The organism is Pseudomonas sp. efr-133-TYG-103a (genome assembly GCF_030209235.1).
GTDB lineage: Bacteria > Pseudomonadota > Gammaproteobacteria > Pseudomonadales > Pseudomonadaceae > Aquipseudomonas.
Genome location: NZ_JARVSK010000019.1, coordinates 79,175 through 105,188, shown reverse-complemented (window position 1 = coordinate 105,188; position 26,014 = coordinate 79,175). Strand labels below are relative to the sequence as shown.

The following is a 26,014-nucleotide window of genomic DNA, read 5'->3' as shown; positions in this document are numbered from 1 at the left end:
AATTAGCCGAGTTCTCCGGTTTCAGAAAGGTAGTCTGGATCGCAGAAGTGAGTATCTGGCAGTGCTGATGAAAGGGACACCATGAAGCAAAAGCGGATTCTCGAGAAGCCACGTCTTCTGGGTATCGTGTGGCCATTTATCGCCGTAGTGCTGTTACAGGCGCTGCTCGGCTGCGTCAGCCTTTATATGATGTCGGCGGTGCGCAGTTACGTCGGCGGTGAAAGCCTCTGGTCCAAGGGCCAGAAAGACGCCATTTATTACCTCAATCTCTACGCCAACAGCCGCGATGAGATCAATTACCTGAAATACCAGCAGGCCATCGCCATCCCTCAGGGCGGCCACGATCTGCGGATCGCCATGGATCAGCCTGTTCCCGATATTCCGCGCGCCACGGCCGGCATTCTGCAGGGCGGAAACCACCCCGATGACGCGAAGAGCATCATCTGGCTTTATCTGAATTTTCGTCATTTCAGTTACCTGGAGAAGGCCATCGATCTTTGGAAGATCGGTGACAACTACCTGGTGCAGCTCGATGAAGTCGCGCGGGAAATGCACGAGCGCATTCTCGAAGGCGGCGTGACGAACAGCGATGTGCTGGTGTGGCGCCAGCGGATCAACGCGATCAACGAAGGCGTCACCCCAGCCGCAACGGCGTTCAGCGATGCGTTGGGCGAGGGCTCGCGGGTCATCCTGCGGATCCTGCTGGTGGTCAATCTGGCGACCGCGGTCTGCCTGATCATTCTTGCGTTGCTGCGCACGCATAAACTGCTGGAGCAACGACACGCCTTCGCCACGGCCTTGCAGACCGAAAAAGACCGGGCGCAGATCACGCTGGAGTCCATCGGCGACGGCGTCATCACCACCGGCGTCGACGGTGCCATTGCCTACATGAACCCCGCCGCCGAGCAACTGACCCACTGGAAAAACGAGCAGGCGGCAGGATTGCCCCTCGCGGCGCTGTTCAACCTCATCGACGAAAACGATCAGAAAGACAGTTCGACGCTGCTTGAACACATGCTCAGCGGCAAGCTGGGTGGCGGCAGTGAGAATTCCCGGGTGATTCAGCGCCTGGACGGCAGCACGGTGTCGGTGGCGCTGGTGGGCTCGCCGATTCGCACCGAGGGCAAGGTCAGCGGCGCGGTGCTGGTGCTTCATGACATGACGCAGGAGCGTCAATACATTGAGAATCTGTCGTGGCAGGCGACCCACGATGCCCTGACCGGTCTGGCCAATCGCCGGGAATTCGAATACCGACTCGAACTGGCCCTCAACGGCCTGGCCAGACAGCCCGGACACCACACCCTGATGTTTCTGGACCTGGATCAGTTCAAGCTGGTCAACGACACCAGCGGCCATGCGGCGGGGGACGAATTGCTGCGGCACATCTGCACCCTGCTGCAACAAGGCATCCGCGACGGCGATACCCTGGCGCGGCTGGGCGGCGATGAGTTCGGAATTCTTCTCGAGCACTGTGCGCCCGACGCCGCCGAACGGATTGCCGAAGGGCTGCGCGAAACCGTCGAGAGCCTTCATTTCGTCTGGAAGGGCCGGCCATTCGTGACCACCGTCAGCATCGGCCTGGTTCACCTTTCTCAGGCGCCGATGACACTGGAAGCGTCGCTGCGCTCGGCCGACATGGCCTGCTACATGGCCAAGGAAAAAGGTCGCAATCGCGTACAGATCTATCACGACGACGATTCCGAACTGTCCACCCGTTTTGGCGAGATGGCCTGGATTCAGCGGCTGCACATGGCCCTCGAAGACAACCGCTTCTGTCTCTACTCCCAGGAGATCGCGGCCTTGGGGCGCGAGGCGGGGCAGGGCACGGGGCACATCGAAATTCTGCTGCGTCTGCGTGACGAGTCCGGACGCATGATCCTGCCCGACAGCTTCATTCCGGCCGCCGAGCGCTACGGCATGATGACCACCCTGGACCGTTGGGTGGTGCAAAACGTCTTCAAGATCATTGCCGACTGCCTGACCAGTAATCATCGTCAGGGCCCGCTGGCGGTCTGTGCGATCAACTTGTCCGGCACCAGCATTGGTGACGACGCCTTTCTCGAATATTTGCGACAGCAGTTCCAGATCTACGCAATACCCCCTGAACTTATCTGTTTTGAAATCACCGAAACCAGTGCAATCGCCAATCTGGGCAGTGCCATTCGGTTCATTAATGAACTCAAGAGTCTGGGGTGTCGTTTTTCACTGGATGACTTCTGTGCAGGGATGTCGTCATTCGCTTACTTGAAGCACTTGCCTGTGGATTTTCTGAAGATCGATGGCAGTTTCGTAAAGGACATGCTCGATGACCCGGTCAACCGGGCGATGGTGGAAGTGATCAACCATATCGGGCACGTAATGGGCAAACAGACGATCGCCGAGTTCGTCGAGAGCCCTCAGATAGAGCAGGCATTATTGGAAATCGGTGTGGACTACGCTCAGGGGTATGTTATCGAGCGACCGCAATTATTCACCTGCGAATGTCTGCACGCACGGCCCGCGAGGCAGACCCCCATGTTATTCAGCGCACCCGGGACTTTTCGCTGAATGGCACCGATGCAACATCAAATAAGGAGCGACATAGTGATCGATATGTTCATAAGAACCGGTCCGCTGATGGATGCCAGCAGTTACCCCGCCTGGGCGCAGCAATTGATCAAGGATTGCAGCGACGCCAAGGAAAGAGTGGTAGGGCATGAACTTTATCAACGTATGAGAGATGGGCGGCTCAGTTCGAAAACCATGCGCCAGTATTTGATTGGTGGCTGGCCTGTGGTTGAACAGTTCGCGGTCTACATGGCACACAACCTGACCAAAACCCGTTTCGCCCGGCACCCGGGTGAAGACATGGCGCGTCGCTGGCTGATGCGCAATATTCGGGTCGAACTCAATCATGCCGATTACTGGGTAAACTGGAGCGCCGCGCACGGCGTCACGCTTGAAGACCTGCAGGCGCAACGTGTGCCTTCTGAACTGCACGCGCTGAGCCACTGGTGCTGGCACAGTTGCTCCTCCGACTCGCTGGTCGTCGCAATTGCCGCGACCAACTATGCGATTGAAGGCGCCACTGGTGAATGGTCTGCTGTCGTGTGCTCGCAAGAGACCTACGCAGACATGTTCCCGCCGGATCAGCGCAAACGGGCGATGAAGTGGTTGAAGATGCATGCACAGTACGACGACGCCCATCCCTGGGAAGCCCTGGAAATCATTTGCACGCTGGCCGGCAACAACCCCAGCGAGCAATTGCAGGCGGACCTGAGAATGGCGGTCTGCAAGAGCTACGAGTACATGTACCTGTTCCTTGAGCGCTGCATGGTTCAGGAACGACCGCAACAGGAGTCCAACGCACCGCTGCGCGAGCGTCGGTTCGCGCTCGGCGTCTAAACCTTCAGCCCGCCATTTCGAGGCGGTTACGGCCCTGGCGCTTTGCCGCGTACAGGGCCGTGTCGGCGCGTCTGAGCATGCTGTCGCAGGATTCGCCAGGCAGCAGCGTCGAGCAGCCCAGACTCACCGTCAGTTCGACCGTCTGGTCATTCACCGGATAGCTGAGCTTGAGCGCGGCATTGCGCAAGCGTTCGCCGACCAGCGCGGCCGATTCGCGACCGGTATTGGTCAGCACGATGAGAAATTCTTCCCCGCCGAAACGGAACACCTGATCGATGTTGCGCAGCCGGTCCTTGACCGCGTCCGTCACCGCTCGCAGCACTGCGTCGCCGGTGGCGTGACCGTGTGTGTCATTGATGACTTTGAAATGGTCGATGTCGAGCATCAGCACCGACAGCGGCTGCTGCTGGCGTCGAGCGATTTCCACTTCACGGGTCAGGGACTGCTCCATGGCGATGCGGTTGCCGGCACCGGTCAGCGGGTCGCGCAGGGCGCTCAGGCTGGCATTGCGATACAGCAGCGCATTGCGCAGCGGGTACAGCAAGTGAGTGAGCAGCGATTCCAGTTGGGTCAGTTCCTGCTCACCAAAGCGGCGTTCGCGCTGAAATGACACCTCGCCCATCTGCTCGCCCTCGTGGGTCATGCAATAGCTGGCGTTGTGCCGCGCGCGTTCGCCCAGCTCCAGGCGCAAGTCTGTGCCCAGATGCTTGTACCTCAGCGCATCGAGCGGAATGAGTTGCTGCACCTGGTTGAAGAAGATCGACAGGATCTTGTCCGCTTCGAGGCTGGTCTGCAGTTGCAGGCCAAGCTGACGCTGCAACTGCTCGTAATCCAGCGGCTGCGCAGAAGAGTGAGTTGGCACGAAGCCATGGCGTTGAAGCCGCGCACTGTCGAAGTCAATGGCGTTGGTTCTTGTCGGAAAACTCATGTTTTCGCTCCTGCGCCTCTAATCGGGCTTGAATTCGCTGGAGCGAAAGTCGTGCCAATTCGTCTGCTGTGAAGGAATATCAAGTAGATCAACCACTTAGCGCCTGTAATCAACGGCCCGCCAATCGTCGGCGCCTTGGAATTGGCTAACGTACCGGTTTACACACGAATGGACTACCAAGAGGCGACGGAAAACCGCCGAGGAGATGAAAGGCAGGCAGCTTTTCGGACGCGTTGATTTTCCTGCAGGGCACGGACGCTGTGCCCTGCAGGCTAGCGAGTGCGATCAGCGCAGATCATTTTTGCTGCGCGTCGAACGCCTGGCCGTTGATGCCGACGCTGTCCGCGCCCATCAGGTACAGGTACACCGGCATGATTTGCTCAGGTGTCGGATTTTTCATCGGGTCTTCTGCCGGATACGCCTGCGCCCGCATGTCGGTGCGCGTGGCGCCTGGGTTGATGCTGTTGGCGCGCATCGCCGCGACGCCCTCGACCTCATCGGCCAGGGTCTGCATCAGCCCTTCCGTGGCGAACTTCGACACCCCGTAAGCGCCCCAGTACGCACGTCCCTTGCGCCCGACGCTGCTGGAGGTGAACACCACCGAGGCGTCTTGCGACAGCTTGAGCAGCGGCAACAGCGCGGCCGTCAGCATGAACGTGGCGTTGACGTTGATGTGCATCACCCGCATGAAGTGCTCGCCGGACAACTGCTCGACGGGCGTGCGCGGGCCGATGATCGACGCGTTGTGCAGCAGCCCGTCAAGGCGCCCGAATTCGCCCTCGATCATTGCCGCCAGCTCGTCATATTGATGGGGCAGGGCTGTTTCCAGATTGAACGGAATGACTGCGGGTTGCGGGTATCCCGCCGCTTCGATCTCGTCATAGACCGCCGTGAGGTTCGACTCGGTCTTGCCCAGCAACAGCACGGTAGCGCCGTGGGCGGCATAGGCTCTGGCTGCCGCGGCACCGATACCACGGCCAGCGCCGGTCACCAGGATGATACGGTCCTTGAGCAGTTCGGGGCGGGCGGTGTAGTTGAACATGGGGGCTCCATTTTTACGGATACGGAACGCGGTGGCGAGGATATGAAGAGCATTGCAGGAGCGCGCTTGCCCGCGAAGGCGATGGACGGTTCACCATCGATGTGGCTAATGAACCGCAATCGCGGGCGCTCCTACAGACGCCGCGTTTGGTTCAGCAACTGCACAACGCATTATCCAGCACCCGCCGCAGCTCCAGCGGATGGTCCACCACCACATCGGCGCCCCAGTGGTCAGGGTTGTCGTGGGGATGAATGTAGCCGTAGCGCACGGCAGCCGTTCTGGTCCCGGCATCGCGCCCGGATTCGATGTCGCGCAGGTCGTCGCCGACGAACAACACGCTGGCCGGGTCCAGGTCCAGCATCTTGCAGGCGAGCAGCAAGGGCTCGGGGTCCGGCTTGCTCTTGGTCACGTGATCCGGACAGATGAGCACCGCGGAACGCTCGGCCAGCTTCAACTGTTCCATGATCGGCTGGGCGAAACGCACAGGCTTGTTGGTCACCACGCCCCAGAGCAGGTTCGATTTCTCGATGTCTGCCAACAGCTCCGACATGCCGTCGAAGAGCTTGCTGTGCACCGCGCAATCCTTCTGGTAACGCTCGAGAAACTCCAGACGCAGCGCTTCGAATTCAGGCTCGCTCGGCGGCATTGCGAACGTCGCCGACACCATGGCCTTGGCGCCGCCGGAAATCTCGTCGCGGATCAGTTTGTCTTCCACCGCCGGAAAGCCCCGCTCGGCAAGCATCGCCTGGCAGATCGCGATGAAGTCAGGCGCGGTGTCGAGAAGCGTGCCGTCCATGTCGAATAGAACTGCTCTCAGGCGCATGAATCAGGCTCCCCGCAATGTCTGGATCATGTAATTGACGTCGACGTCCGAAGCCAGTTTGTAATGCTTGGTCAGCGGGTTGTAGGTCAGGCCGATGATGTCCTTGACCTCGAGCCCGGCGCTACGGCTCCAGGCACCCAGCTCGGAGGGACGGATGAATTTCTTGAAATCATGAGTGCCGCGCGGCAGCAGGTTCATGATGTACTCGGCGCCGATGATGGCAAACAGATAGGCCTTGGGATTGCGGTTGATGGTGGAGAAAAACACCTGGCCGCCCGGTTTGACCATTTTGTAGCAGGCGCGGATGACCGACGACGGGTCCGGCACGTGTTCGAGCATTTCCAGGCACGTCACCACATCGAACTGCTCAGGCATTTCTTCGGCGAGCGCCTCGGCGGTGATCTGCCGGTACTCCACGCTTACGCCGGATTCGAGCTGATGCAGCTGGGCCACGGCCAGCGGCGCTTCGCCCATGTCGATGCCGGTCACGGTCGCGCCGCGCAACGCCATGGCCTCGCTGAGAATGCCGCCGCCGCAGCCGACGTCCAGGACTTTCTTGCCGGCCAGATTCACGCGCTCGTCAATCCAGTTCACCCGCAGCGGGTTGATGTCGTGCAGTGGCTTGAACTCACTGTTGCGATCCCACCAGCGGTGAGCCAGGGCTTCGAATTTTGCGATTTCGGCGTGGTCGACGTTGCTCATGTGTGATCCCTCTAAAACTTGAATTCGATGTTCGGTCCCGGCCAGCGGCCGTGACTGCAGAAATGTCAGCCCTTGGCGGCGATGCGATTGCCCCAGGCTTTGGCGGTGCGTGTCAGCGCTTCTTCGTCCATGCGCGTCAGACGCTTGTCGGCGAGCAGCTGTTTGCCCGCGACCCAGACGTGGCTGACGCAATCGCGGCCGGTGGCGTAGATGAGTTGCGAAACCGGGTCGTAGATCGGCTGCTGCGCCAGCCCCGACAGGTCGAAGGCGACGATGTCGGCGGCCTTGCCGATCTGCAGCGAGCCGGTGTGATCGTCGATGCCCATGGCGCGAGCACCGTTGAGTGTGGCCATGCGCAAGGCCCGGTGAGCATCCAGCGCCGTGGCTGAACCCGCAACGGCCTTGGCGAGCAGGGCGGCGGTGCGGGTCTCCCCGAGCAAGTCCAGATCGTTGTTGCTGGCCGCGCCATCGGTGCCCACCGCCACATTGACGCCGGCCTGCCACAAGCGCTCGACCGGGCAGAAGCCACTGGCCAGCTTGAGGTTCGATTCAGGGCAATGGATCACGCTGGAGTTGCTTTCCACCAGCATCGCCAGATCCTCATCGCTGATCTGGGTCATGTGCACGGCTTGAAAACGCGGGCCCAGCAGACCCAGGCGTTGCAGCCGGGCCAGTGGACGTTCGCCGCGTTGCTGCACGGCTTCCTGCACTTCGAAGGCGGTCTCGTGGACGTGCATGTGGATCATGGCGTCCAGTTCGTCGGCGATCACCCGGATCTTCTCCAGGTTTTCATCGCTGACGGTGTAGGGCGCATGCGGGCCCATGGCGATTCTGATGCGATCGTGATGAGCCAGATCGTTGAACAGCTCGACGCCGATGTGCAGCGCTTCGTCAGTGTTGCGTGCGCCGGGTATCGGGAAATCCAGCACCGGCACAGTGATTTGTGCCCGAATGCCACTGTTGTGCACGCGCTCGCAGGCGACTTTCGGGTAGAAATACATATCGGAGAAACAGGTGATACCGCCCTTCAACTGCTCGGCAATGGCCAGGTCGGTGCCGTCGCGCACGAAGGCTTCATCGACCCATTTCCCCTCGGCAGGCCAGATATGGTCCTGCAGCCAGGTCATCAGCGGCAGATCGTCCGCCAGGCCGCGAAACAGCGTCATCGCGGCGTGACCATGGGCGTTGATCAGGCCGGGGCTGAGCAGCATGCCGGGCAGCTCGCGCACTTCCCGGGCATTCTGGCGCAGCGCCTCGGCGCGGGGCCCGATATAAGCGATCAGGCCATCACGGATGCCGATACCGTGCTGTTGCAGCACGACGCCTGCGGGTTCGACCGGTACCAGCCAGTCAGGCAGGAGAAGAAGGTCGAGCGGGGCAGCGGACTGAGGCATGGCGCGAGCATCCAATGGCTTATTACAGGGACGGCGAAGTATACCCGAGCGTCTTGGCGGGCGGCTCGCTATAATCGGCGGCTTTTTCAGCTGCTGGCTATTTGATTCCTGGCCCGCAGTCCTGTGGAAAGGAGCGTGCTCGCGGTTGTCAGGGTACTGTCACCGAGAACGTGGCGCGGGCACCGGTTCCTCAGGTCTTCAACAATTCATCATGTGGGGTGTGCAATGCGCGATCGATTACTGGCTGCGGAGAAGGTGAAAGCCATCGATTGGCGGGACGGCACGCTGTTTCTGCTGGATCAGCGGATTCTGCCGTTCGAGGAAACCTGGCATCCCTATAAGAGTGCCGCCGGTGTTGCCGAGGCGATCCGTTCGATGGTCGTTCGCGGCGCGCCGGCCATCGGCATCAGCGCGGCCTACGGCATTGTGCTGGCGGTGGTCGACCGTCTGGCCGCAGGCGGTGACTGGCAGATGGCGCTGGAGGAGGACTTCGACCTGTTGGCCAACTCCCGGCCCACGGCGGTCAATCTGTTCTGGGCGCTCAATCGCATGCGCGAGCGTCTGTATCGCCTCAAAGATCACGAAGATCCGCGTAAGGCGATGGAGGCCGAGGCTGTCGCCATTCACCTGAGCGATCGCGAGGCCAACCTGACCATGGCGCAGCTGGGTGCCGAGCTGATCCGCAAGCATCAGGGCAATCTGCAGACCGTACTGACCCACTGCAACACCGGCGCGCTGGCGACCGGCGGCTTCGGCACGGCGCTGGGCGTGATTCGCGCTGCCCATATAGAAGGCATGATCGAGCGCGTGTACGCCGACGAAACCCGCCCGTGGCTGCAAGGCTCGCGGCTGACCGCCTGGGAACTGGTCAACGAAGGCATCCCGGTCACGCTGAACGCAGACTCGGCCGCCGCGCACCTGATGAAGACCAAAGGCATCACCTGGGTCATCGTCGGTGCCGATCGCATCACTGCCAATGGCGACGTGGCGAACAAGATCGGCACGTACCAGCTTGCGGTCGCGGCCATGCATCACGGCGTGCGTTTCATGGTGGTTGCGCCCAGTTCGACCATCGACATGAACCTGCCCAGCGGCGAAGACATCCCCATCGAGGAGCGCGACGGTCGAGAGCTGCTTGAGGTCGGCGGTCAGCGTGTCGGCGCCGAAGTCGACGCATTCAACCCGGTGTTCGACGTCACGCCGGCGGATCTGATCGACGCGATCGTCACTGAAAAGGGCATCGTCGAGCGGCCCGATACGGTGAAAATGGCGCAGTTGATGTGCCGCAAGCGTTTGCACTGATCGCTGGCTTTCAAGTAATGGCGAGCGCTGCGAAGGCGCTATCGGGCCCTGTAAGCGCGTCTCAGGCGTCTGCTGACGAAATGGCTCGTTTTCAGCGCCTTCAAAGGCTTCGTGCCTGACGGCGATTGTGGTAACATCCGGCGGTTTCCAAGGGGGCGCATTGCGGCCCTCTTTACTGCGCAAATCCTAGGCATAACTCGCTGATTTGTCGTAAGTCGTCGCCTGGCAATTGTCGGCGGCGGCGAGCTTCGTTCATCCCGGATGGCTGAACGAGGTTTCACCAGAAAAAGGAATCAGGCTTCTCATGGGCGAACTGGCCAAAGAAATCCTCCCGGTCAATATCGAAGACGAGCTGAAGCAGTCCTACCTCGACTACGCGATGAGCGTCATCGTCGGACGAGCTCTGCCCGATGCGCGCGACGGCTTGAAGCCCGTGCACCGGCGTGTACTGTACGCAATGAGCGAACTGGGTAACGACTGGAACAAGCCGTACAAGAAATCCGCCCGTGTGGTCGGTGACGTCATCGGTAAGTATCACCCGCATGGTGACACCGCGGTCTACGACACCATCGTGCGTATGGCGCAACCCTTTTCCCTGCGTTACCTGCTGGTAGACGGCCAGGGCAACTTCGGTTCGGTGGACGGCGACAACGCTGCGGCCATGCGATACACCGAAGTGCGCATGACCAAGCTGGCCCATGAGCTGCTGGCCGACCTGCACAAAGAAACCGTCGACTGGGTGCCCAACTACGACGGTACCGAGCAGATCCCGGCGGTCATGCCGACCCGGATTCCCAACCTGCTGGTCAACGGTTCCAGCGGTATCGCCGTCGGCATGGCGACCAACATTCCGCCGCACAACCTCGGTGAAGTCATCGACGGTTGCCTGGCCCTCATCGACAACAACGACCTGACCGTCGACGAGTTGATGCAGTACATCCCCGGCCCTGATTTCCCGACTGCGGGCATCATCAACGGTCGTGCCGGTATCGTTGAAGCCTACAAGACCGGTCGTGGCCGCATCTATATGCGCGCCCGCTCCATCGTCGAGGACATCGACAAGGTTGGCGGCCGCCAGCAGATCGTCATCACGGAGCTGCCGTATCAGCTGAACAAGGCGCGTCTGATCGAGAAGATCGCCGAGCTGGTCAAAGAGAAAAAGCTCGAAGGCATCACTGAACTGCGCGATGAGTCCGACAAGGACGGTATGCGCGTGGTCATCGAGCTGCGTCGTGGCGAAGTGCCTGAGGTCATCCTCAACAACCTCTACGCCCAGACCCAGCTGCAAAGCGTGTTCGGCATCAACATCGTTGCGTTGATCGACGGCCGTCCGCGGATCCTCAACCTCAAGGACCTGCTCGAAGCCTTCATCCGTCACCGCCGCGAAGTCGTCACCCGTCGCACCGTGTTCGAACTGCGCAAAGCCCGCGAGCGCGGCCACATCCTCGAAGGCCAGGCCGTCGCGCTGTCGAACATCGACCCGGTCATCGAGCTGATCAAGGCGTCGCCGACACCGGCTGAAGCGAAGGAAGGCCTGATCAATACGCCGTGGGAATCGAGCGCCGTGGTGGAGATGGTCGAGCGCGCAGGCGCCGAGTCGTCCCGTCCGGAAAACCTCGATCCGCAATACGGCCTGCGTGACGGCAAGTATTTCCTGTCGCCGGAACAGGCCCAGGCGATTCTGGAACTGCGCCTGCACCGTCTGACCGGTCTGGAACACGAAAAGCTGCTCACCGAGTACCAGGAAATCCTGACGCAGATCGGCGAGCTGATCCGCATCCTCAACAGCTCCACGCGCCTGATGGAAGTCATCCGCGAAGAGCTGGAGCTGATCCGCGCCGAGTACGGCGACGTGCGTCGCACCGAAATTCTCGATGCGCGTCTGGACCTGACGCTGGGCGACATGATCCCGGAAGAAGAGCGCGTCGTGACCATCTCTCACGGTGGTTATGCCAAGACTCAGCCGCTGGCCGTCTATCAGGCTCAGCGTCGCGGCGGCAAAGGCAAGTCGGCGACCGGCGTCAAGGATGAGGACTACATCGCTCATCTGCTGGTCGCCAACAGCCACACCACACTGTTGATGTTCTCCAGCAAGGGCAAGGTTTACTGGCTCAAGACCTACGAGATTCCGGAAGCGTCCCGCGCTGCCCGTGGTCGTCCGCTGGTCAACCTGCTGCCGTTGAGCGAAGGCGAATACATCACCACCATGCTGCCGGTCGACCTGGAAGCCATGCGCAAGCGGGCTGACGAGGAAGAGGCAGAAGGTGTCGAGACCGACGCCGAAGACATCGAGAACAGCAACGAAACCGAAGAAGAGCGCAAGGCGCGTATCAAGGCCGCAGACAAGAAGAAGGCACCGTTCATCTTCATGTCGACCGCCAACGGTACCGTCAAGAAGACCCCGCTGGTGGCCTTCAGCCGTCAACGCAGCGTCGGTCTGATCGCGCTGGAACTGGACGAAGGCGACATCCTGATTTCCGCGGCGATTACCGACGGCGAGCAGGAAATCATGCTGTTCTCCGACGGCGGCAAGGTGACGCGCTTCAAGGAATCCGAAGTACGCGCCATGGGCCGTACCGCTCGCGGCGTGCGTGGCATGCGTCTGCCAGAAGGTCAGAAGCTGATTTCCATGCTGATTCCGGAGCAGGGCAGCGAGATCCTCACTGCGTCCGAGCGCGGTTATGGCAAGCGCACCGCCATCACCGAATTCCCTGAGTACAAGCGTGGCGGTCAGGGCGTTATCGCCATGGTCAGCAACGAGCGTAACGGCCGTCTGGTCGGCGCGGTTCAGGTGCAGGACGGTGAGGAAATCATGCTGATTTCCGACCAGGGCACGCTGGTTCGTACTCGCGTCGACGAAGTCTCTAGTCTGGGCCGCAACACTCAGGGCGTCACCCTGATCAAGCTGGCCAAGGATGAGAAACTGGTGGGTCTTGAGCGCGTTCAGGAGCCTTCCGAGGTTGAAGGCGATGTGCTGGAAGGCGAGGAGTACGAAGGCGAGATCGTGGACGGCGAGGTCGCGGACCTTTCGGATGTCGATGAATCTGCCGGCGATCTGCAAGCCGACGGCGCTGCCGACGAAGAAGAATCGCAAGACTGATGTAAACGCGGGGGGCTGGTGACAGGCCCCGGTTGGAGTGGCCGTGATGTGGGTGTGTCAGACGCACCGCATCGCGACCGTCGTAACCTCCGATTGCGCCTACAGTTGATCTCGGTCAGAACATGACGCTGATGCACACGCGAACCCTGTAGGAAAAATCGGAGTTACGACGGTCTGGGCCGCATCCGGACGAATGCGGTCTACCTGACGCGCCGCAGCACCGCCCCGCAACGCTTTCACCCGTTTCAAATTAAACGCGTTACTGACGAGAGTGGATATGAGCAAGCGAGCCTTTAACTTCTGCGCAGGTCCTGCCGCGCTTCCTGATGCTGTTCTGCAGCGTGCCCAGGCCGAAATGCTGGATTGGCACGGCAAAGGCTTGTCAGTGATGGAGATGAGTCATCGCAGCGACGATTACACGGCAATCGCCGAGAAGGCCGAGCAGGATCTGCGCGAGCTGCTGTCCGTTCCCTCCAATTACAAAATCCTGTTTCTGCAAGGCGGCGCCAGCCAGCAGTTCGCGGAGATCCCGCTCAACCTGCTGCCGGAAAACGGCACCGCTGACTACGTCGAGACCGGCATCTGGTCAAAAAAGGCCATCGAGGAAGCTCGTCGTTTCGGCAACGTCAACGTCGCCGCCAGCGCCAAGCCGTTCGACTACCTGGCCATTCCGGGTCAGAACGAGTGGAACCTGACCAAAGATGCCGCTTACGTTCACTACGCTTCCAACGAGACCATCGGTGGCCTGCAGTTCGACTGGGTGCCACAGACCGGTGACGTCCCGCTGGTGGTCGACATGTCGTCCGACATTCTCTCGCGCCCGATCGATGTCTCGCAGTTCGGCCTGATTTACGCCGGAGCCCAGAAAAACATCGGCCCGAGCGGCCTGGTGGTGGTGATCGTGCGCGAAGACCTGCTCGGTCAGGCGCGCAGCAGTTGCCCGACCATGCTCAACTACAAGATTTCGGCCGACAACGGCTCCATGTACAACACCCCGGCGACCTATTCCTGGTACCTCTCGGGTCTGGTGTTCGAGTGGCTCAAGGAGCAGGGCGGCGTCGAGGCGATGGAGCAGCGCAACCGCGCCAAGAAAGAGCGCCTGTACGGCTTCATCGACGGCAGCGAGTTCTACACCAACCCGATCAGCCATAACGCCCGTTCGTGGATGAACGTGCCGTTCCGTCTGGCCGACGAGCGTCTGGACAAGGCCTTCCTCGCGGGCGCCGAGGCGCGTGACCTGCTCAACCTCAAGGGCCACCGTTCGGTCGGCGGCATGCGTGCCTCGATCTACAACGCACTGGGTCTGGAAGCCGTCGAAGCACTGGTGGCCTACATGACCGAATTCGAGAAGGAACACGGCTGATGTCGGAACAAGAGCTCAAGGCGCTGCGGGTTCGCATCGACAGCCTGGACGAAAAGGTTCTGGAGCTGATCAGCGAACGCGCTCGCTGCGCGCAGGAAGTGGCGCGAGTCAAGATGGCCAACCTGGCCGAAGGCGAGGAGCCGGTTTTCTATCGTCCGGAGCGTGAAGCTGCGGTGCTCAAGCGCGTCATGGAGCGCAACCGCGGCCCGCTGAGCAACGAAGAAATGGCGCGCCTGTTCCGCGAAATCATGTCGTCCTGCCTGGCGCTGGAGCAGCCGCTCAAGGTTGCCTATCTGGGCCCTGAGGGCACGTTCACCCAAGCCGCGGCGCTCAAGCATTTCGGTCACGCGGTGATCAGCAAACCGATGGCGGCCATCGACGAGGTCTTTCGTGAAGTGGCCGCGGGTGCGGTCAATTTCGGCGTGGTGCCGGTGGAAAACTCCACCGAAGGCGCGGTCAACCACACGCTGGACAGCTTCCTCGAGCACGACATGGTCATCTGCGGCGAAGTCGAGCTGCGTATTCACCATCACCTGCTGGTCGGCGAGAACACCAAGACCGACAGCATCAGCCGCATCTATTCCCATGCACAGTCGCTGGCTCAATGCCGCAAGTGGCTGGATGCGCATTACCCCAACGTCGAGCGCGTCGCTGTTTCCAGCAATGCCGAGGCGGCGAAGCGCGTCAAGGGCGAGTGGAATTCTGCCGCCATTGCCGGCGACATGGCCGCTGGTCTGTATGGCCTGACCCGTATTGCCGAGAAAATCGAAGACCGTCCGGACAACTCGACGCGCTTCCTGATGATCGGCAATCAGGAAGTGCCGCCGACCGGGGACGACAAAACCTCGATCATCGTGTCGATGAGCAACAAGCCCGGCGCGCTGCATGAACTGCTGGTGCCTTTCCATGAAAATGGCATCGACCTGACCCGAATCGAGACCCGGCCTTCGCGCAGTGGTAAATGGACCTACGTGTTCTTCATCGATTTCGTAGGGCATCACCGGGATCCGCTGATCAAGGCGGTGCTGGAGCAGATCAGCCAGGAAGCCGTGGCGCTCAAAGTGCTGGGTTCCTATCCGAAAGCGGTTCTCTGACGGTCATGGCCTGAAACGGCATGACGCGCCCCGGGGCGACTTTTTCAAGTCGCCTTCGGTGGGTCGGCTTTCAGAGCGACCTGAACTCGCAGGACTGAAGTTTCATAAAGAGGTAAAGCGGTAAATGAGCGGCGACTTCCTCGCGCTGGCGCAGGCTGGTGTGCAAAAACTTTCGCCATACGTCCCTGGCAAACCGGTGGACGAACTGGCCCGTGAACTGGATATCGATCCGGCTCGAATCATCAAGCTTGCCAGCAATGAAAACCCGATGGGCGCGAGCCCCAAGGCGCTGCAGGCGATCAGCGATGCCCTGGCAGAACTGACCCGCTACCCCGACGGCAACGGTTTCGACCTGAAAAAACGCCTGTCGCAAGTCTGCGGCGTCGCGCCGAATCAGGTCACGCTGGGCAACGGCTCCAACGACATCCTCGAGATCGTTGCCCGTGCCTACCTCGCTCCCGGACTGAACGCAGTCTTCAGCGAGCACGCCTTCGCGATCTACCCGATCGTGACCCAGGCAGTGGGCGCCGACGCGCGCGTGGCGAAAGCCAAGGACTGGGGGCACGACCTGCCAGCCATGCTCGCGGCCATCGACAGCAACACGCGCGTGGTCTTCATTGCCAACCCGAACAACCCGACCGGCACCTGGTTCGGCCCCCAAGCGCTGGCGGCCTTCCTCGCTGAAGTGCCGAAAGACGTTCTGGTGGTGCTGGACGAGGCGTACATCGAATACGCCGAAGGCGCCGAGTTGCCGGACGGCCTGAATTTCCTGGCGGATTACCCGAACCTGCTGGTATCGCGCACGTTCTCCAAGGCCTATGGATTGGCGTCGCTGCGGGTCGGTTACGCGCTGTCTTCGCCGGTGGTGGCTGATGTACTGAATCGTGTTCGCCAGCCCTTCAATGTGAACAGCCTGGCGTTGGCCGCTGCGTGTGCTGCACTGGACGACGCCGACTATGTTGCGCAAAGCCGTCAGTTGAACGAGGCGGGCATGCAGCAGATGGAAGAGGGCCTGCGTCAGCTGGGCCTGAACTGGATCGCGTCCAAAGCCAACTTCATCGCGGTCGACCTCGCTCGCGAAGCCGCCCCGGTGTACGACGGTCTGCTGCGCGAAGGCGTGATCGTGCGTCCGATCGCAGGGTATGGCATGCCTCATCACTTGCGCGTGAGCATCGGCCTGCCTGCTGAAAACAGCCGTTTTCTCGAGGCGTTGAGCAAGGTTCTGGCGCGTGGTTGATGTCATCTCGGCGCAATCCGGCGCGCCTGTGATCGGCCGCCTGGTGGTGGTCGGCCTCGGTCTGATCGGAGGATCGTTCGCCAAAGGCCTGAAAGAGAGCGGTCTGTGTCGCGAAGTGGTAGGCGTCGATCTCGACCCGCCGTCGCGCAGAATGGCCGTCGAACTGGGTGTGGTCGACCGCTGTGAAGACAATCTTGCTGCTGCCTGTGTCGGTGCCGATGTCATTCAGCTGGCCGTGCCGATTCTGGCGATGGAAAAACTGCTCGGGGTTCTGGCCACGCTGGATCTGGGCGACGCCGTGCTGACGGATGTCGGCAGCGCCAAGGGCAACGTCGTGCGTGCCGCTCGCGAGGCGTTCGGTGCCATGCCGGCGCGCTTCGTCCCCGGGCATCCCATTGCCGGTTCCGAACAGAGCGGAGTGGAGGCTTCCAACGCCCAGTTATTCCGTCGGCACAAAGTGATTCTGACGCCGCTGCCCGAAACCGATCAGGCAGCGCTGGCGCTGGTCGACCGTATGTGGTCCGCGCTGGGCGCCGACGTCGAGCACATGCAGGTCGAGCGTCACGACGAAGTCCTCGCGGCGACCAGCCATCTCCCGCATCTGCTTGCGTTCGGGCTGGTGGATTCGCTGGCCAAGCGCAACGAGAATCTGGACATTTTCCGCTATGCAGCGGGCGGTTTTCGCGATTTCACCCGGATTGCCGGCAGCGATCCGGTGATGTGGCATGACATCTTTCTCGCCAATCGCGAAGCGGTGCTGCGTACGCTCGACACCTTCCGCAGCGACCTCGACGCCCTGCGCGACGCCGTGGACGCGGGTGACGGTCATCAACTGCTGGGCGTTTTCACCCGGGCGCGCGTGGCCCGCGAGCATTTCGGCAAGATCCTCGCGCGGCGTGCCTACGTCGAAAAGGCCGCTACCGAGGATATGACGTTCGTTGCCCAACCGGGCGGCAGCGTGAACGGGCAAATCCGGGTACCAGGCGACAAGTCGATTTCCCATCGCTCGATCATGCTCGGCTCGCTGGCGCAAGGCGTCTCCGAAGTCGAAGGCTTCCTCGAAGGGGAGGACGCGCTGGCGACGCTGCAGGCGTTTCGGGACATGGGTGTGGTCATCGAAGGGCCGCATCATGGCCGACTGACCATTCACGGGGTAGGCCTCAACGGCCTGAAACCTGCGCCGGGTCCGATTTATCTGGGCAACTCCGGCACATCCATGCGCCTGCTGTCAGGTCTGCTCGCTGCGCAGCCTTTCGATAGCGTGCTGACCGGCGATGCGTCCTTGTCCAAGCGGCCGATGGGGCGTGTGGCCGAACCGTTACGGCAGATGGGCGCAGTCATCGAGACCACCGCCGATGGCCGCCCGCCGCTGACGATTCGTGGCGGCAAGGCCCTCAACGGCATCGCTTACGACATGCCGATGGCCAGCGCGCAGGTCAAATCCTGTCTGCTGCTCGCCGGCCTCTACGCAGCGGGCGACACCACGGTGACCGAACCTGCGCCGACGCGGGACCACACTGAGCGTATGCTGCGTGGCTTCGGTTACCCGGTCACGGTCAATGAAGCTGCAGTCAGCGTGCAGGCGGGCGGCACGCTCCAAGCGACCCGCATTGAAGTCCCGGCCGACATTTCTTCGGCCGCCTTCTTCCTCGTGGCCGCCTCGATCGCGCCGGGCTCTGATCTGCTGCTGGAGCACGTCGGGATCAACCCGACTCGCACCGGCGTCATCGACATCCTGCGCCTGATGGGTGCTGACATTACGGTGCAGAATGCGCGGGAGGTGGGCGGCGAACCGGTTGCCGATCTGCGCGTGCGTTCGGCGAAGCTCAGTGGTATCGAGATTCCCGAAGCGCTGGTGCCGCTGGCGATCGACGAGTTTCCGGTGTTGTTCGTCGCCGCAGCCTGTGCTCAAGGGCGTACCGTGTTGCGTGGCGCTCAAGAGTTGCGGGTCAAGGAGTCCGATCGCATCCAGGTCATGGCCGACGGTCTGACCACGCTGGGTATAAAGGTTGAACCCACCGCCGATGGCCTCATTATTGAGGGCGGAACCATCGGCGGTGGTGAGGTCAATGGTCAGGGTGATCATCGCATCGCCATGGCTTTCAGCATCGCATCGTTGTGCGCTACCGGTCCGATCCGGATCCGGGACTGCGCCAACGTCGCGACTTCTTTCCCCAATTTCCTGGCGCTTTGTGCCCAGGTGGGTATTCGTGTAGCGCAAGAGGGGCAATCGTGAAAGCTCAAGCTCCGGTCATTACGATCGACGGACCTAGCGGTTCCGGGAAGGGTACGGTAGCCGGTCTGCTGGCCAAGCGTCTGGGTTGGTGCTTGCTGGATTCCGGCGCGTTGTACCGTCTGTTGGCATTTGCAGCCCGCAATCATGGCGTCGATCTGACCAACGAAGAGGCACTGAAACTTCTGGCGGCGCACCTGGATGTCCAGTTCGAGGCGGCGACCGACGACCATGGTCAGCGCATCATTCTGGAAGGCGAGGACGTGACCCTGGCGATCCGCAACGAGCAGATCGGCAGCGGCGCTTCGCAGGTAGCATCGTTGCCGGCGGTGCGTGAAGCATTGCTGCAGCGCCAGCGCGCATTCCAGGAGTTTCCCGGGCTGATCGCCGACGGCCGGGACATGGGCACGGTGGTCTTTCCGTCCGCGCCCCTGAAGGTTTTTCTGACCGCCAGCGCCGAAGAGCGTGCCCGTCGCCGATATTTGCAGTTGAAGGCCAAGGGTGACGATGTTAGTCTGTCGAGTCTGCTAGATGAGATACGTGTCCGCGACGAGCGCGACACCCAGCGAGCGGTAGCCCCGCTCAAGCCGGCGCATGACGCCATTCAGCTGGATTCCACCGAATTGTCCATCGAGCAGGTGCTTGAACGCATCCTGAGTGAAGTCGCGCTTCGCGATCTCGCTGGATGACCAGGAAGCCATGTGGGAGACCAGTCAAAGTCCCGCAGGCTTTCTTTCATATGAACGAAACCCACGTTGTCTGGAGCGTGGCAGATGGGCGGTTACTTCGCCCTTATCAACAGGAATTAAAATGAGCGAAAGCTTTGCAGAACTCTTTGAAGAAAGCCTAAAGACCCTCAATCTTCAGCCGGGTGCAATCATCACCGGTATCGTTGTCGACATCGACGGCGACTGGGTTACCGTACACGCTGGCCTGAAGTCCGAGGGCGTCATCCCGCTCGAGCAGTTCTACAACGACGCTGGCGAGCTGACCATCAAGGTCGGTGACGAAGTTCACGTTGCGCTGGACGCGGTCGAAGACGGCTTTGGCGAAACCAAACTGTCCCGCGAAAAAGCCAAGCGTGCTGAGTGCTGGATCGTTCTGGAAGCGGCTTTCGCAGCTGAAGAAGTGGTCAAGGGCGTTATCAACGGTAAGGTTAAAGGCGGCTTCACTGTCGACGTTAACGGCATCCGTGCGTTCCTGCCAGGTTCTCTGGTTGACGTCCGTCCAGTGCGCGACACCACGCACCTGGAAGGCAAAGAGCTGGAATTCAAGGTCATCAAGCTGGACCAGAAGCGCAACAACGTTGTCGTTTCCCGCCGCAGCGTCCTGGAAGCCGAGAACAGCGCCGAGCGCGAAGCTCTGCTGGAATCCCTGCAGGAAGGTCAGCAAGTCAAAGGTATCGTCAAGAACCTCACCGATTACGGCGCATTCGTCGATCTGGGTGGCGTCGATGGCCTGCTGCACATCACCGACATGGCCTGGAAGCGCATCAAGCATCCATCTGAAATCGTCAACGTTGGCGACGAGATCGATGTAAAAGTCCTGAAGTACGATCGCGAGCGCAATCGTGTTTCCCTGGGCCTGAAGCAACTGGGCGAAGACCCATGGGTTGCTATCAAGGCTCGTTACCCGGAAGGCACTCGCGTCACCGCGCGTGTTACCAACCTGACCGACTACGGCTGCTTCGCAGAGCTGGAAGAAGGCGTGGAAGGCCTGGTACACGTTTCCGAAATGGACTGGACCAACAAGAACATCCACCCATCCAAAGTCGTTCAGGTTGGCGACGAAGTGGAAGTCATGGTTCTGGACATCGACGAAGAGCGTCGTCGTATCTCCCTGGGCATCAAGCAGTGCAAATCTAACCCATGGGAAGATTTCTCTGGCCAGTTCAACAAGGGCGACAAGATCTCCGGCACCATCAAGTCGATCACCGATTTCGGTATCTTCATTGGTCTGGACGGCGGCATCGACGGTCTGGTTCACCTGTCCGACATCTCCTGGAACGAAGTGGGCGAAGAAGCCGTACGTCGCTTCAAGAAGGGCGACGAGCTCGACACCGTGATCCTGTCTGTTGATCCAGAGCGTGAGCGCATCTCGCTGGGTATCAAGCAGCTGGAAAGCGATCCGTTCTCCGAGTACGTCACTGTCAATGACAAAGGCGCTATCGTTCGCGGTACCGTTAAAGAAGTTGACGCCAAAGGCGCCATCATCACTCTGGCCGACGACATCGAAGCTACCCTCAAAGCCTCCGAGATCAGCCGTGACCGCGTTGAAGACGCGCGTAACGTCCTGAAAGAAGGCGAAGAGATCGAAGCCAAGATCATCAGCGTTGACCGCAAGAGCCGCGTGATCAGCTTGTCCATCAAGTCGAAAGACGTTGAAGACGAGAAAGAAGCGATTCAGAGCCTGCGTAGCAAGCCTGACACCGCTGAGAACACAGGTCCTACCACTCTGGGTGACCTGCTGCGTGCTCAAATGGAAAAGCAGAACTGAGTTCTGTCTGACCATTGAAAAGGGCGACTTCGGTCGCCCTTTTTTGTGGGTGATGGTTTTGCGGGCTGCAACCCAGGGTCCTGAAGCTTCAGTCGTCGCTGCGGGCCATAAGCTCGCCAGGCCACGGTTCATGAGGCTTGGGCGCGATAATGGCCTCTTGCCTGGAAACGGCTTTCACATAAGTCGAAACATGGGCTGTTCAAAATCTTCCGGTCATGCTAAAACCTTCAAAGCGCTTTACCTAGCTGCTTGAAAAAGAAGGGAAAAATATGACGAAGTCGGAGTTGATCGAACGAATTGTCACCCATCAAGGACTGCTCTCATCCAAAGATGTGGAGCTGGCCATCAAGACGATGCTTGAGCAGATGTCGCAATGCCTTGCCACTGGCGACCGTATCGAGATACGGGGCTTTGGCAGTTTCTCCTTGCACTACCGCGCGCCCCGCGTCGGTCGCAATCCCAAGACTGGACAATCCGTCAGCCTCGACGGGAAATTCGTCCCTCACTTCAAGCCTGGAAAAGAATTGCGTGACCGGGTGAACGAAGAGGAAGAGCACGAACTCCAATAGCCGGTATGGGGGGGAGTGGGTGCTGTATGAGAAATCTAAAACGTCTGAGCTTTTTCGTAGTCGTCCTGCTGATCGTATCGGCGACGGTAGTATTCGTGCTTGAAAACCAGCAGTCTGTGACGCTGGTGTTTTTCGGATGGACTGCACCCGAGCTGTCCATTGCCGTGCCGGTTATTCTGGCGTTTCTCTTGGGTATGTTGATTGGTCCGGTAGTAGCCTTTATCTTGGGGTTCGGAAAGCGCCGTCGGCTTACGGTTCGCGGGAATCGGCAGGCTGTGCAGTAAACAATTTGCAAAACATATCGCTTGGGATGTCCTGTTCGGACATCTATCATGCCGCCCCTCCCGCAATCTCCTATTGATCAGGCTACTCTTGATACGCTTTGTTTCGTATCCGCCGTCTGGTCTTGCTCCAAATATAAAGGACTAATACATGACGACTTCTTCCCGATATTCGCAGGACGCGGACGAGATTGACTTGATCGAAGTGGCCCGGGAACTGTGGGCTCAAAAGACGTTGATTATCCTCATCACCCTTATCGTTACCGTCGCTGTCGGGGCTTACGCGTTTCTGAGCAAGCCCGTGTACGAAGCGAAACTGTTCCTGCAGCCTCCCACCTACAACAGCATCGCTGATTTCAACTATGGCCGCACCAAAGAGGCCGAACTTGATCCGTACTCGGTGAAGGATGTCTACGATGTATTCATTCGTCGTCTTCAATCCGAGTCATTGCGTCGCAAGTTCTTTGATGATGTTTATCTGCCATCACTTCCCAAAGATAAACAAGAAGGTTCCAGAGAACTGCTATACGCCGCCTTGCTGGCTGATCTGACCATTGCCCCGGTTCGAGGGTCATCAGACCGCTATGAAATCAGTGCGCGGACGAACGATCCCTCTGTAGCAGTCCAGTGGATAACGGAATACCTCAAGCGCGCGGATGACGTTGCGAAAGCCGAGATGATTCGCAACGTGACCCGCGAGGCCGAGGTCCGCGCTCGCAATATCGAGCAGCAGATCGAAACCCTGCGCATCAGCGGCAAGGAAGCTCAGGAAGACAGCATCGTGCAGTTGAAGGAAGCGCTGCGCATCGCAGAGTCGATTGGTTTGGAGAACCCGCCCCTGATCTCCGGCAATCTCTCTTCTGAAGTCTCTGCTGCCATGGACGGTCAACTGACCTACATGCGCGGTGCGAAAGCGCTGAGGGCCGAGATCAGAAATCTCGAAGAGCGCGAGTCGAACGACCCTTTTATCGAGAACCTGCGCGACCTGCAAATCAAGGCCGGCTTTTATCATGGGCTTAATGTTAACCCCGAAGATGTCGCCTTATATCGACAGGATGGCAACGTGGAAGAGCCTGATCGCCCAATTAAACCGAAGAAGGCGCTCTTGTTGTTGCTGGGTGTATTGGGTGGCGGCGTCTTGGGTGTCGTAGTCGCGATCGCCAGGTATGTTGTGAGACGCTTCCGAAGTGCGAAGAGAATAGAGTCATCACAATTGTAGGAAAATTCATTACGCATTGATGTCAAGTCTTGGAAATCCACTCGTTTGATGGCACGATGACTTCATACCTGTAGGTGGAAACATGCCGTGGCATTTCCAAGCACATCAACCGTTAGAGTTGACGCGCCTGCATTGATTGGACTGATGACAGGCGGTTGGTTTGAACAAGGCTGTTTTAGAACGCAGTGATTCTCATTTAGAGTCAATTAATCTCTTTTCTTTTCTTGAAGTGGTCTGGCAGCGCAAGTTGTCAGTCGCGCTAAGCGTTGGCGTATGCCTTATCGTTGCGTGCACTTACTTATTCCTGACCCCGTCAATGTATGAAGCCAGGACTTCAGTGCTGCCACCTTCGGCGAACGGCATAGCCGCTTTCAATGCGGGCCGGTCGGAAGAGGAAGGGGTCGTGCCTTTCACCGTTGATGACGTCTACGGCATCTTCCTGCGCAATCTGCAATCCGAAGCGTTGCGTCAGAGATTCTTCGAAGAGCTCTACCTGCCTTCGCTCAGTGCCGAGCAACGCGCGGGTTCACGCACCGCGCTGTACAGCAAGTTCATGCGGTCCATTTCGGTTGTGGCCACCGATCCAGTGGTGCGTGGGCAGAGCCTCGCACCACTTGGCCGCAACAGCGTGCGCTTCCTGCACACCAACGCGCCACAAGCAGCGCACTGGCTGCAGACCTATATCGACTGGATCGAAGAAGCGTCCAAGACCGAGATGATCCTCAACGTTTCAAGCGAGAACCAGGTGCTGGCGCGCAATATCGAATTGCAAATCGCTGGCCTGCGCGAGAGCGCGCAGTTGAACCGTCGCGACTTGCTGGCTCGTTTGAATGAGGCCTTGCGCATCGCCGAAAACATCGGCCTGGAGAACCCACCCATTATCACGGCCGGTGGGCCCTCGCGTATTTCCGCAGACATGAACGGCTCGCTTGTTTATATGAGGGGCGCCAAGGCATTGCGCGCAGAGATCGACAATCTGAAGGCGCGTACTTCCGACGATCCTTTTATCCCGAACTTGCGAGCCCTGCAGGCGCGCGCCGAATACCTGCATGCCATCCAGATCGATCCTGCCACGGTGAGGGTGTATATCGGCGATGGTGCGGTCGAGGCGCCTGAGAGACCCGTCAAACCGCGAAAAGTATTGATCGTCTGCCTCGCATTGATTCTGGGTGCCGTCATTGGCGTGCTGATCGCCAGCATTCAGCATTTGGCAGGCATGCGTCGCAGCAGATCCCTCTTCAAGTGAGCCGATACCTGGTCATACCTTGAAACGTTAAAGACAAGACGTCGCTGGCTCAGTCGCTATGCTACGTCGCCCTTTTTGAGGGCGTGGTTCTTTAAGTCTGTTGAGAGGGACTCTCATGCAATACCCGAAAATCATTCACCATGGTGCAGTCGAGGGCGTCACGGGGTCGTGTCACCAGTTGGCGCTGGACGCCGCGCTGAGCCTGTTGATTGACTGTGGGCTGTTTCAGGGTGAGGAGGCAGCGACCCAGCACCGGCTGAACCCGGAGGGCGCTTCGTTTGAAAATGTGGTTGCCTCGATCAAGGCGCTGGTCATCACCCATGTACACGCCGATCATGTAGGAAGACTTCCCGAACTACTCGCCGCCGGGTTCAAGGGCCCGATCCTTTGCAGCGAGCCATCGGCGTTACTGCTGCCAGTAGTGCTTGAAGACGCGTTCAGCATTCAGTACAGCCACGATGGCGCGCTGGTCGAGCGCGACCTTAAGCAGATCGCCGAACGCGTCATTGCACTGCCGTTCGGTCACTGGTTCGGCATCGTCGACGCCCAAGAGCTCAAATGCCGCATCAGACTTCAGCGTGCCGGGCATATTCTGGGGTCGGCGTACGTCGAATGTGACGTTGAGTACCCGCTGGAAAACCGGAGCAAGCGGATCGTATTCTCGGGTGATCTGGGAGCATCGGACACGCCGATCCTGCCGAGTCCGATGTCACCCGAGCGCGCCGACACGCTGGTGCTGGAAAGCACCTATGGTGATCGCCTGCATGAAGACCGCAGCACGCGGCATGAGCGCCTCGAGAAGGTGATCGAACAGGCGCTCGCCGATCAGGGCACGATCCTTATCCCCGCATTCAGTCTGGGGCGTACGCAGGAGCTGCTCTACGAAATCGAAGATATTCTCCACCGTAAAGCCATTCCCGTTAGCGTGGCGGCCAAGAGCGAAACGACGCAAGCGGGCGGAATGGGCGTTGACTGGCCAACCCTTCCGATCATCCTCGACTCGCCATTGGCGACCAGGCTGACCGCGGTGTACGAGGGACTTGCCGATTACTGGGACGAAGAAGCAACCCTTCGTGCGGCTGGTGGGCGAAACCCGCTCAATTTCAAACAGCTGATCAAGGTCGAGACGCATGCCGACCATTTGCAGGTAGTCAATTACCTGACCAGCACCCGCAGACCCGCTATCGTGATTGCGGGCAGCGGCATGTGCTCCGGCGGTCGCATTGTCGACTACCTCAAAGCCATGCTCGGTGACCCGAGGCATAATGTCGTATTCGTGGGTTATCAGGCCAAAGGCACGCCCGGCGCCTCGATTCAAAAGCATGGGCCGCAAGGCGGTTATGTCGAGCTTGATCGAGAGCGTTACGACATTCATGCGGGAATCACGACATTGGGCGGATATTCTGCACACGCCGATCAGCAGGGTTTGGTAAAGTTCGTGACTGAAATGTCACAGTGGCCGTCCGAAATCCGGCTTGTCCACGGCGAGCCACAAGCAAGGAAGGCATTACGCAGCGTGCTGATGAGGAAATACGAACTCAAGCGCATGCCGTTGATTATCGAATAAGCGGTCCTCCAACGATCTGCCTGGATGAAATCTG

Annotated in this window: 20 protein-coding genes; 15 read left to right on the top strand and 5 right to left on the bottom strand. The window is 59.8% G+C overall.

All coding sequences use genetic code 11. The annotated features are described in order from the left end of the window. Nucleotides 1-81 precede the first annotated feature (81 nt). Complete coding sequence (locus QRN36_RS16830; protein WP_285425092.1) at nucleotides 82-2,547, top strand: EAL domain-containing protein; 2,466 nt, start codon at nucleotides 82-84, stop codon at nucleotides 2,545-2,547. 36 nt (nucleotides 2,548-2,583) lie between these two features. After that, on the top strand, nucleotides 2,584-3,384 hold the full coding sequence (locus QRN36_RS16825) for an iron-containing redox enzyme family protein (protein ID WP_285425091.1): 801 nt from the start codon (nucleotides 2,584-2,586) through the stop codon (nucleotides 3,382-3,384). Between the two features lie 4 nt (nucleotides 3,385-3,388). On the opposite strand, the gene QRN36_RS16820 is transcribed toward QRN36_RS16825, so the two are convergent. The 5 genes from QRN36_RS16820 to QRN36_RS16800 all read right to left on the bottom strand — a co-directional run bounded on the left by QRN36_RS16820 (nucleotide 3,389) and on the right by QRN36_RS16800 (nucleotide 8,273). Beyond that, nucleotides 3,389-4,312 carry a GGDEF domain-containing protein gene (locus tag QRN36_RS16820; RefSeq protein WP_285425090.1) on the bottom strand — a complete coding sequence of 308 codons (924 nt, stop codon included), beginning with the start codon at nucleotides 4,310-4,312 and terminating at the stop codon, nucleotides 3,389-3,391. 295 nt (nucleotides 4,313-4,607) lie between these two features. Continuing rightward, on the bottom strand, nucleotides 4,608-5,354 hold the full coding sequence (locus tag QRN36_RS16815; RefSeq protein ID WP_285425088.1) for a YciK family oxidoreductase: 747 nt from the start codon (nucleotides 5,352-5,354) through the stop codon (nucleotides 4,608-4,610). Between the two features lie 151 nt (nucleotides 5,355-5,505). Continuing rightward, a complete protein-coding gene (gene mupP, locus QRN36_RS16810; RefSeq protein WP_285425087.1) occupies nucleotides 5,506-6,177 on the bottom strand; it encodes an N-acetylmuramic acid 6-phosphate phosphatase MupP in 672 nt (223 codons plus the stop codon). Nucleotides 6,178-6,180: 3 nt separating this feature from the next. Then, complete coding sequence (gene ubiG / locus QRN36_RS16805; RefSeq protein WP_285425086.1) at nucleotides 6,181-6,879, bottom strand: bifunctional 2-polyprenyl-6-hydroxyphenol methylase/3-demethylubiquinol 3-O-methyltransferase UbiG; 699 nt, start codon at nucleotides 6,877-6,879, stop codon at nucleotides 6,181-6,183. A 65-nt stretch (nucleotides 6,880-6,944) separates the two neighbouring features. After that, nucleotides 6,945-8,273, bottom strand: a complete 1,329-nt coding sequence (locus QRN36_RS16800; RefSeq protein ID WP_285425085.1) for a TRZ/ATZ family hydrolase — start codon at nucleotides 8,271-8,273, stop codon at nucleotides 6,945-6,947. A gap of 225 nt (nucleotides 8,274-8,498) precedes the next feature. On the opposite strand from QRN36_RS16800, the gene mtnA reads away from it, so the two are divergent. The 13 genes from mtnA to QRN36_RS16735 all read left to right on the top strand — a co-directional run bounded on the left by mtnA (nucleotide 8,499) and on the right by QRN36_RS16735 (nucleotide 25,980). Further along, entirely contained in the window at nucleotides 8,499-9,575 is a 1,077-nt protein-coding gene (gene mtnA / locus QRN36_RS16795) for an S-methyl-5-thioribose-1-phosphate isomerase (protein ID WP_285425084.1), read from the top strand. A gap of 304 nt (nucleotides 9,576-9,879) precedes the next feature. Further along, entirely contained in the window at nucleotides 9,880-12,675 is a 2,796-nt protein-coding gene (gene gyrA / locus QRN36_RS16790) for a DNA gyrase subunit A (protein WP_093460675.1), read from the top strand. Nucleotides 12,676-12,952: 277 nt separating this feature from the next. Beyond that, on the top strand, nucleotides 12,953-14,038 hold the full coding sequence (gene serC / locus QRN36_RS16785) for a 3-phosphoserine/phosphohydroxythreonine transaminase (protein ID WP_285425083.1): 1,086 nt from the start codon (nucleotides 12,953-12,955) through the stop codon (nucleotides 14,036-14,038). Further along, the gene (gene pheA, locus QRN36_RS16780; protein WP_285425082.1) at nucleotides 14,038-15,132 is read left to right on the top strand and encodes a prephenate dehydratase; all 1,095 of its coding nucleotides are present in this window, start codon (nucleotides 14,038-14,040) and stop codon (nucleotides 15,130-15,132) included. Before serC ends, pheA begins: the two co-directional genes overlap by 1 nt. A 124-nt stretch (nucleotides 15,133-15,256) precedes the next feature. Beyond that, on the top strand, nucleotides 15,257-16,369 hold the full coding sequence (gene hisC, locus QRN36_RS16775) for a histidinol-phosphate transaminase (protein ID WP_285425081.1): 1,113 nt from the start codon (nucleotides 15,257-15,259) through the stop codon (nucleotides 16,367-16,369). Nucleotides 16,370-16,397: 28 nt separating this feature from the next. After that, nucleotides 16,398-18,605, top strand: a complete 2,208-nt coding sequence (locus QRN36_RS16770) for a bifunctional prephenate dehydrogenase/3-phosphoshikimate 1-carboxyvinyltransferase (RefSeq protein WP_285425215.1) — start codon at nucleotides 16,398-16,400, stop codon at nucleotides 18,603-18,605. Beyond that, nucleotides 18,602-19,291, top strand: a complete 690-nt coding sequence (gene cmk / locus QRN36_RS16765) for a (d)CMP kinase (protein ID WP_285425080.1) — start codon at nucleotides 18,602-18,604, stop codon at nucleotides 19,289-19,291. The genes QRN36_RS16770 and cmk overlap by 4 nt, the downstream gene beginning before the upstream one ends. Before the next feature lie 121 nt (nucleotides 19,292-19,412). Continuing rightward, a complete protein-coding gene (gene rpsA, locus QRN36_RS16760; RefSeq protein WP_093460660.1) occupies nucleotides 19,413-21,098 on the top strand; it encodes a 30S ribosomal protein S1 in 1,686 nt (561 codons plus the stop codon). A 269-nt stretch (nucleotides 21,099-21,367) separates the two neighbouring features. Further along, complete coding sequence (gene ihfB / locus QRN36_RS16755) at nucleotides 21,368-21,667, top strand: integration host factor subunit beta (RefSeq protein ID WP_037011901.1); 300 nt, start codon at nucleotides 21,368-21,370, stop codon at nucleotides 21,665-21,667. Between the two features lie 26 nt (nucleotides 21,668-21,693). Next, on the top strand, nucleotides 21,694-21,951 hold the full coding sequence (locus QRN36_RS16750) for a LapA family protein (protein WP_285425079.1): 258 nt from the start codon (nucleotides 21,694-21,696) through the stop codon (nucleotides 21,949-21,951). 148 nt (nucleotides 21,952-22,099) lie between these two features. Beyond that, nucleotides 22,100-23,167: a Wzz/FepE/Etk N-terminal domain-containing protein gene (locus QRN36_RS16745; RefSeq protein WP_285425078.1), complete on the top strand. Its 1,068-nt coding sequence runs from the start codon at nucleotides 22,100-22,102 to the stop codon at nucleotides 23,165-23,167. 160 nt (nucleotides 23,168-23,327) lie between these two features. Continuing rightward, nucleotides 23,328-24,413, top strand: coding sequence for an LPS O-antigen chain length determinant protein WzzB (locus QRN36_RS16740; protein WP_285425077.1), 1,086 nt, complete (start codon nucleotides 23,328-23,330; stop codon nucleotides 24,411-24,413). A gap of 115 nt (nucleotides 24,414-24,528) precedes the next feature. Then, a complete protein-coding gene (locus tag QRN36_RS16735; protein WP_285425076.1) occupies nucleotides 24,529-25,980 on the top strand; it encodes an MBL fold metallo-hydrolase RNA specificity domain-containing protein in 1,452 nt (483 codons plus the stop codon). Nucleotides 25,981-26,014: the final 34 nt, after the last annotated feature.

Coding starts and splice junctions, on each gene's coding strand:
- QRN36_RS16830 (WP_285425092.1), top strand. CDS start 82: ATGAAGCAAAAGCGGATTCTCGAGAAGCCACGTCTTCTGGGTATCGTG.
- QRN36_RS16820 (WP_285425090.1), bottom strand. CDS start 4,312: ATGAGTTTTCCGACAAGAACCAACGCCATTGACTTCGACAGTGCGCGG.
- QRN36_RS16815 (WP_285425088.1), bottom strand. CDS start 5,354: ATGTTCAACTACACCGCCCGCCCCGAACTGCTCAAGGACCGTATCATC.
- mupP (WP_285425087.1), bottom strand. CDS start 6,177: ATGCGCCTGAGAGCAGTTCTATTCGACATGGACGGCACGCTTCTCGAC.
- ubiG (WP_285425086.1), bottom strand. CDS start 6,879: ATGAGCAACGTCGACCACGCCGAAATCGCAAAATTCGAAGCCCTGGCT.
- QRN36_RS16800 (WP_285425085.1), bottom strand. CDS start 8,273: ATGCCTCAGTCCGCTGCCCCGCTCGACCTTCTTCTCCTGCCTGACTGG.
- mtnA (WP_285425084.1), top strand. CDS start 8,499: ATGCGCGATCGATTACTGGCTGCGGAGAAGGTGAAAGCCATCGATTGG.
- gyrA (WP_093460675.1), top strand. CDS start 9,880: ATGGGCGAACTGGCCAAAGAAATCCTCCCGGTCAATATCGAAGACGAG.
- serC (WP_285425083.1), top strand. CDS start 12,953: ATGAGCAAGCGAGCCTTTAACTTCTGCGCAGGTCCTGCCGCGCTTCCT.
- pheA (WP_285425082.1), top strand. CDS start 14,038: ATGTCGGAACAAGAGCTCAAGGCGCTGCGGGTTCGCATCGACAGCCTG.
- hisC (WP_285425081.1), top strand. CDS start 15,257: ATGAGCGGCGACTTCCTCGCGCTGGCGCAGGCTGGTGTGCAAAAACTT.
- rpsA (WP_093460660.1), top strand. CDS start 19,413: ATGAGCGAAAGCTTTGCAGAACTCTTTGAAGAAAGCCTAAAGACCCTC.
- ihfB (WP_037011901.1), top strand. CDS start 21,368: ATGACGAAGTCGGAGTTGATCGAACGAATTGTCACCCATCAAGGACTG.
- QRN36_RS16750 (WP_285425079.1), top strand. CDS start 21,694: ATGAGAAATCTAAAACGTCTGAGCTTTTTCGTAGTCGTCCTGCTGATC.
- QRN36_RS16745 (WP_285425078.1), top strand. CDS start 22,100: ATGACGACTTCTTCCCGATATTCGCAGGACGCGGACGAGATTGACTTG.
- QRN36_RS16735 (WP_285425076.1), top strand. CDS start 24,529: ATGCAATACCCGAAAATCATTCACCATGGTGCAGTCGAGGGCGTCACG.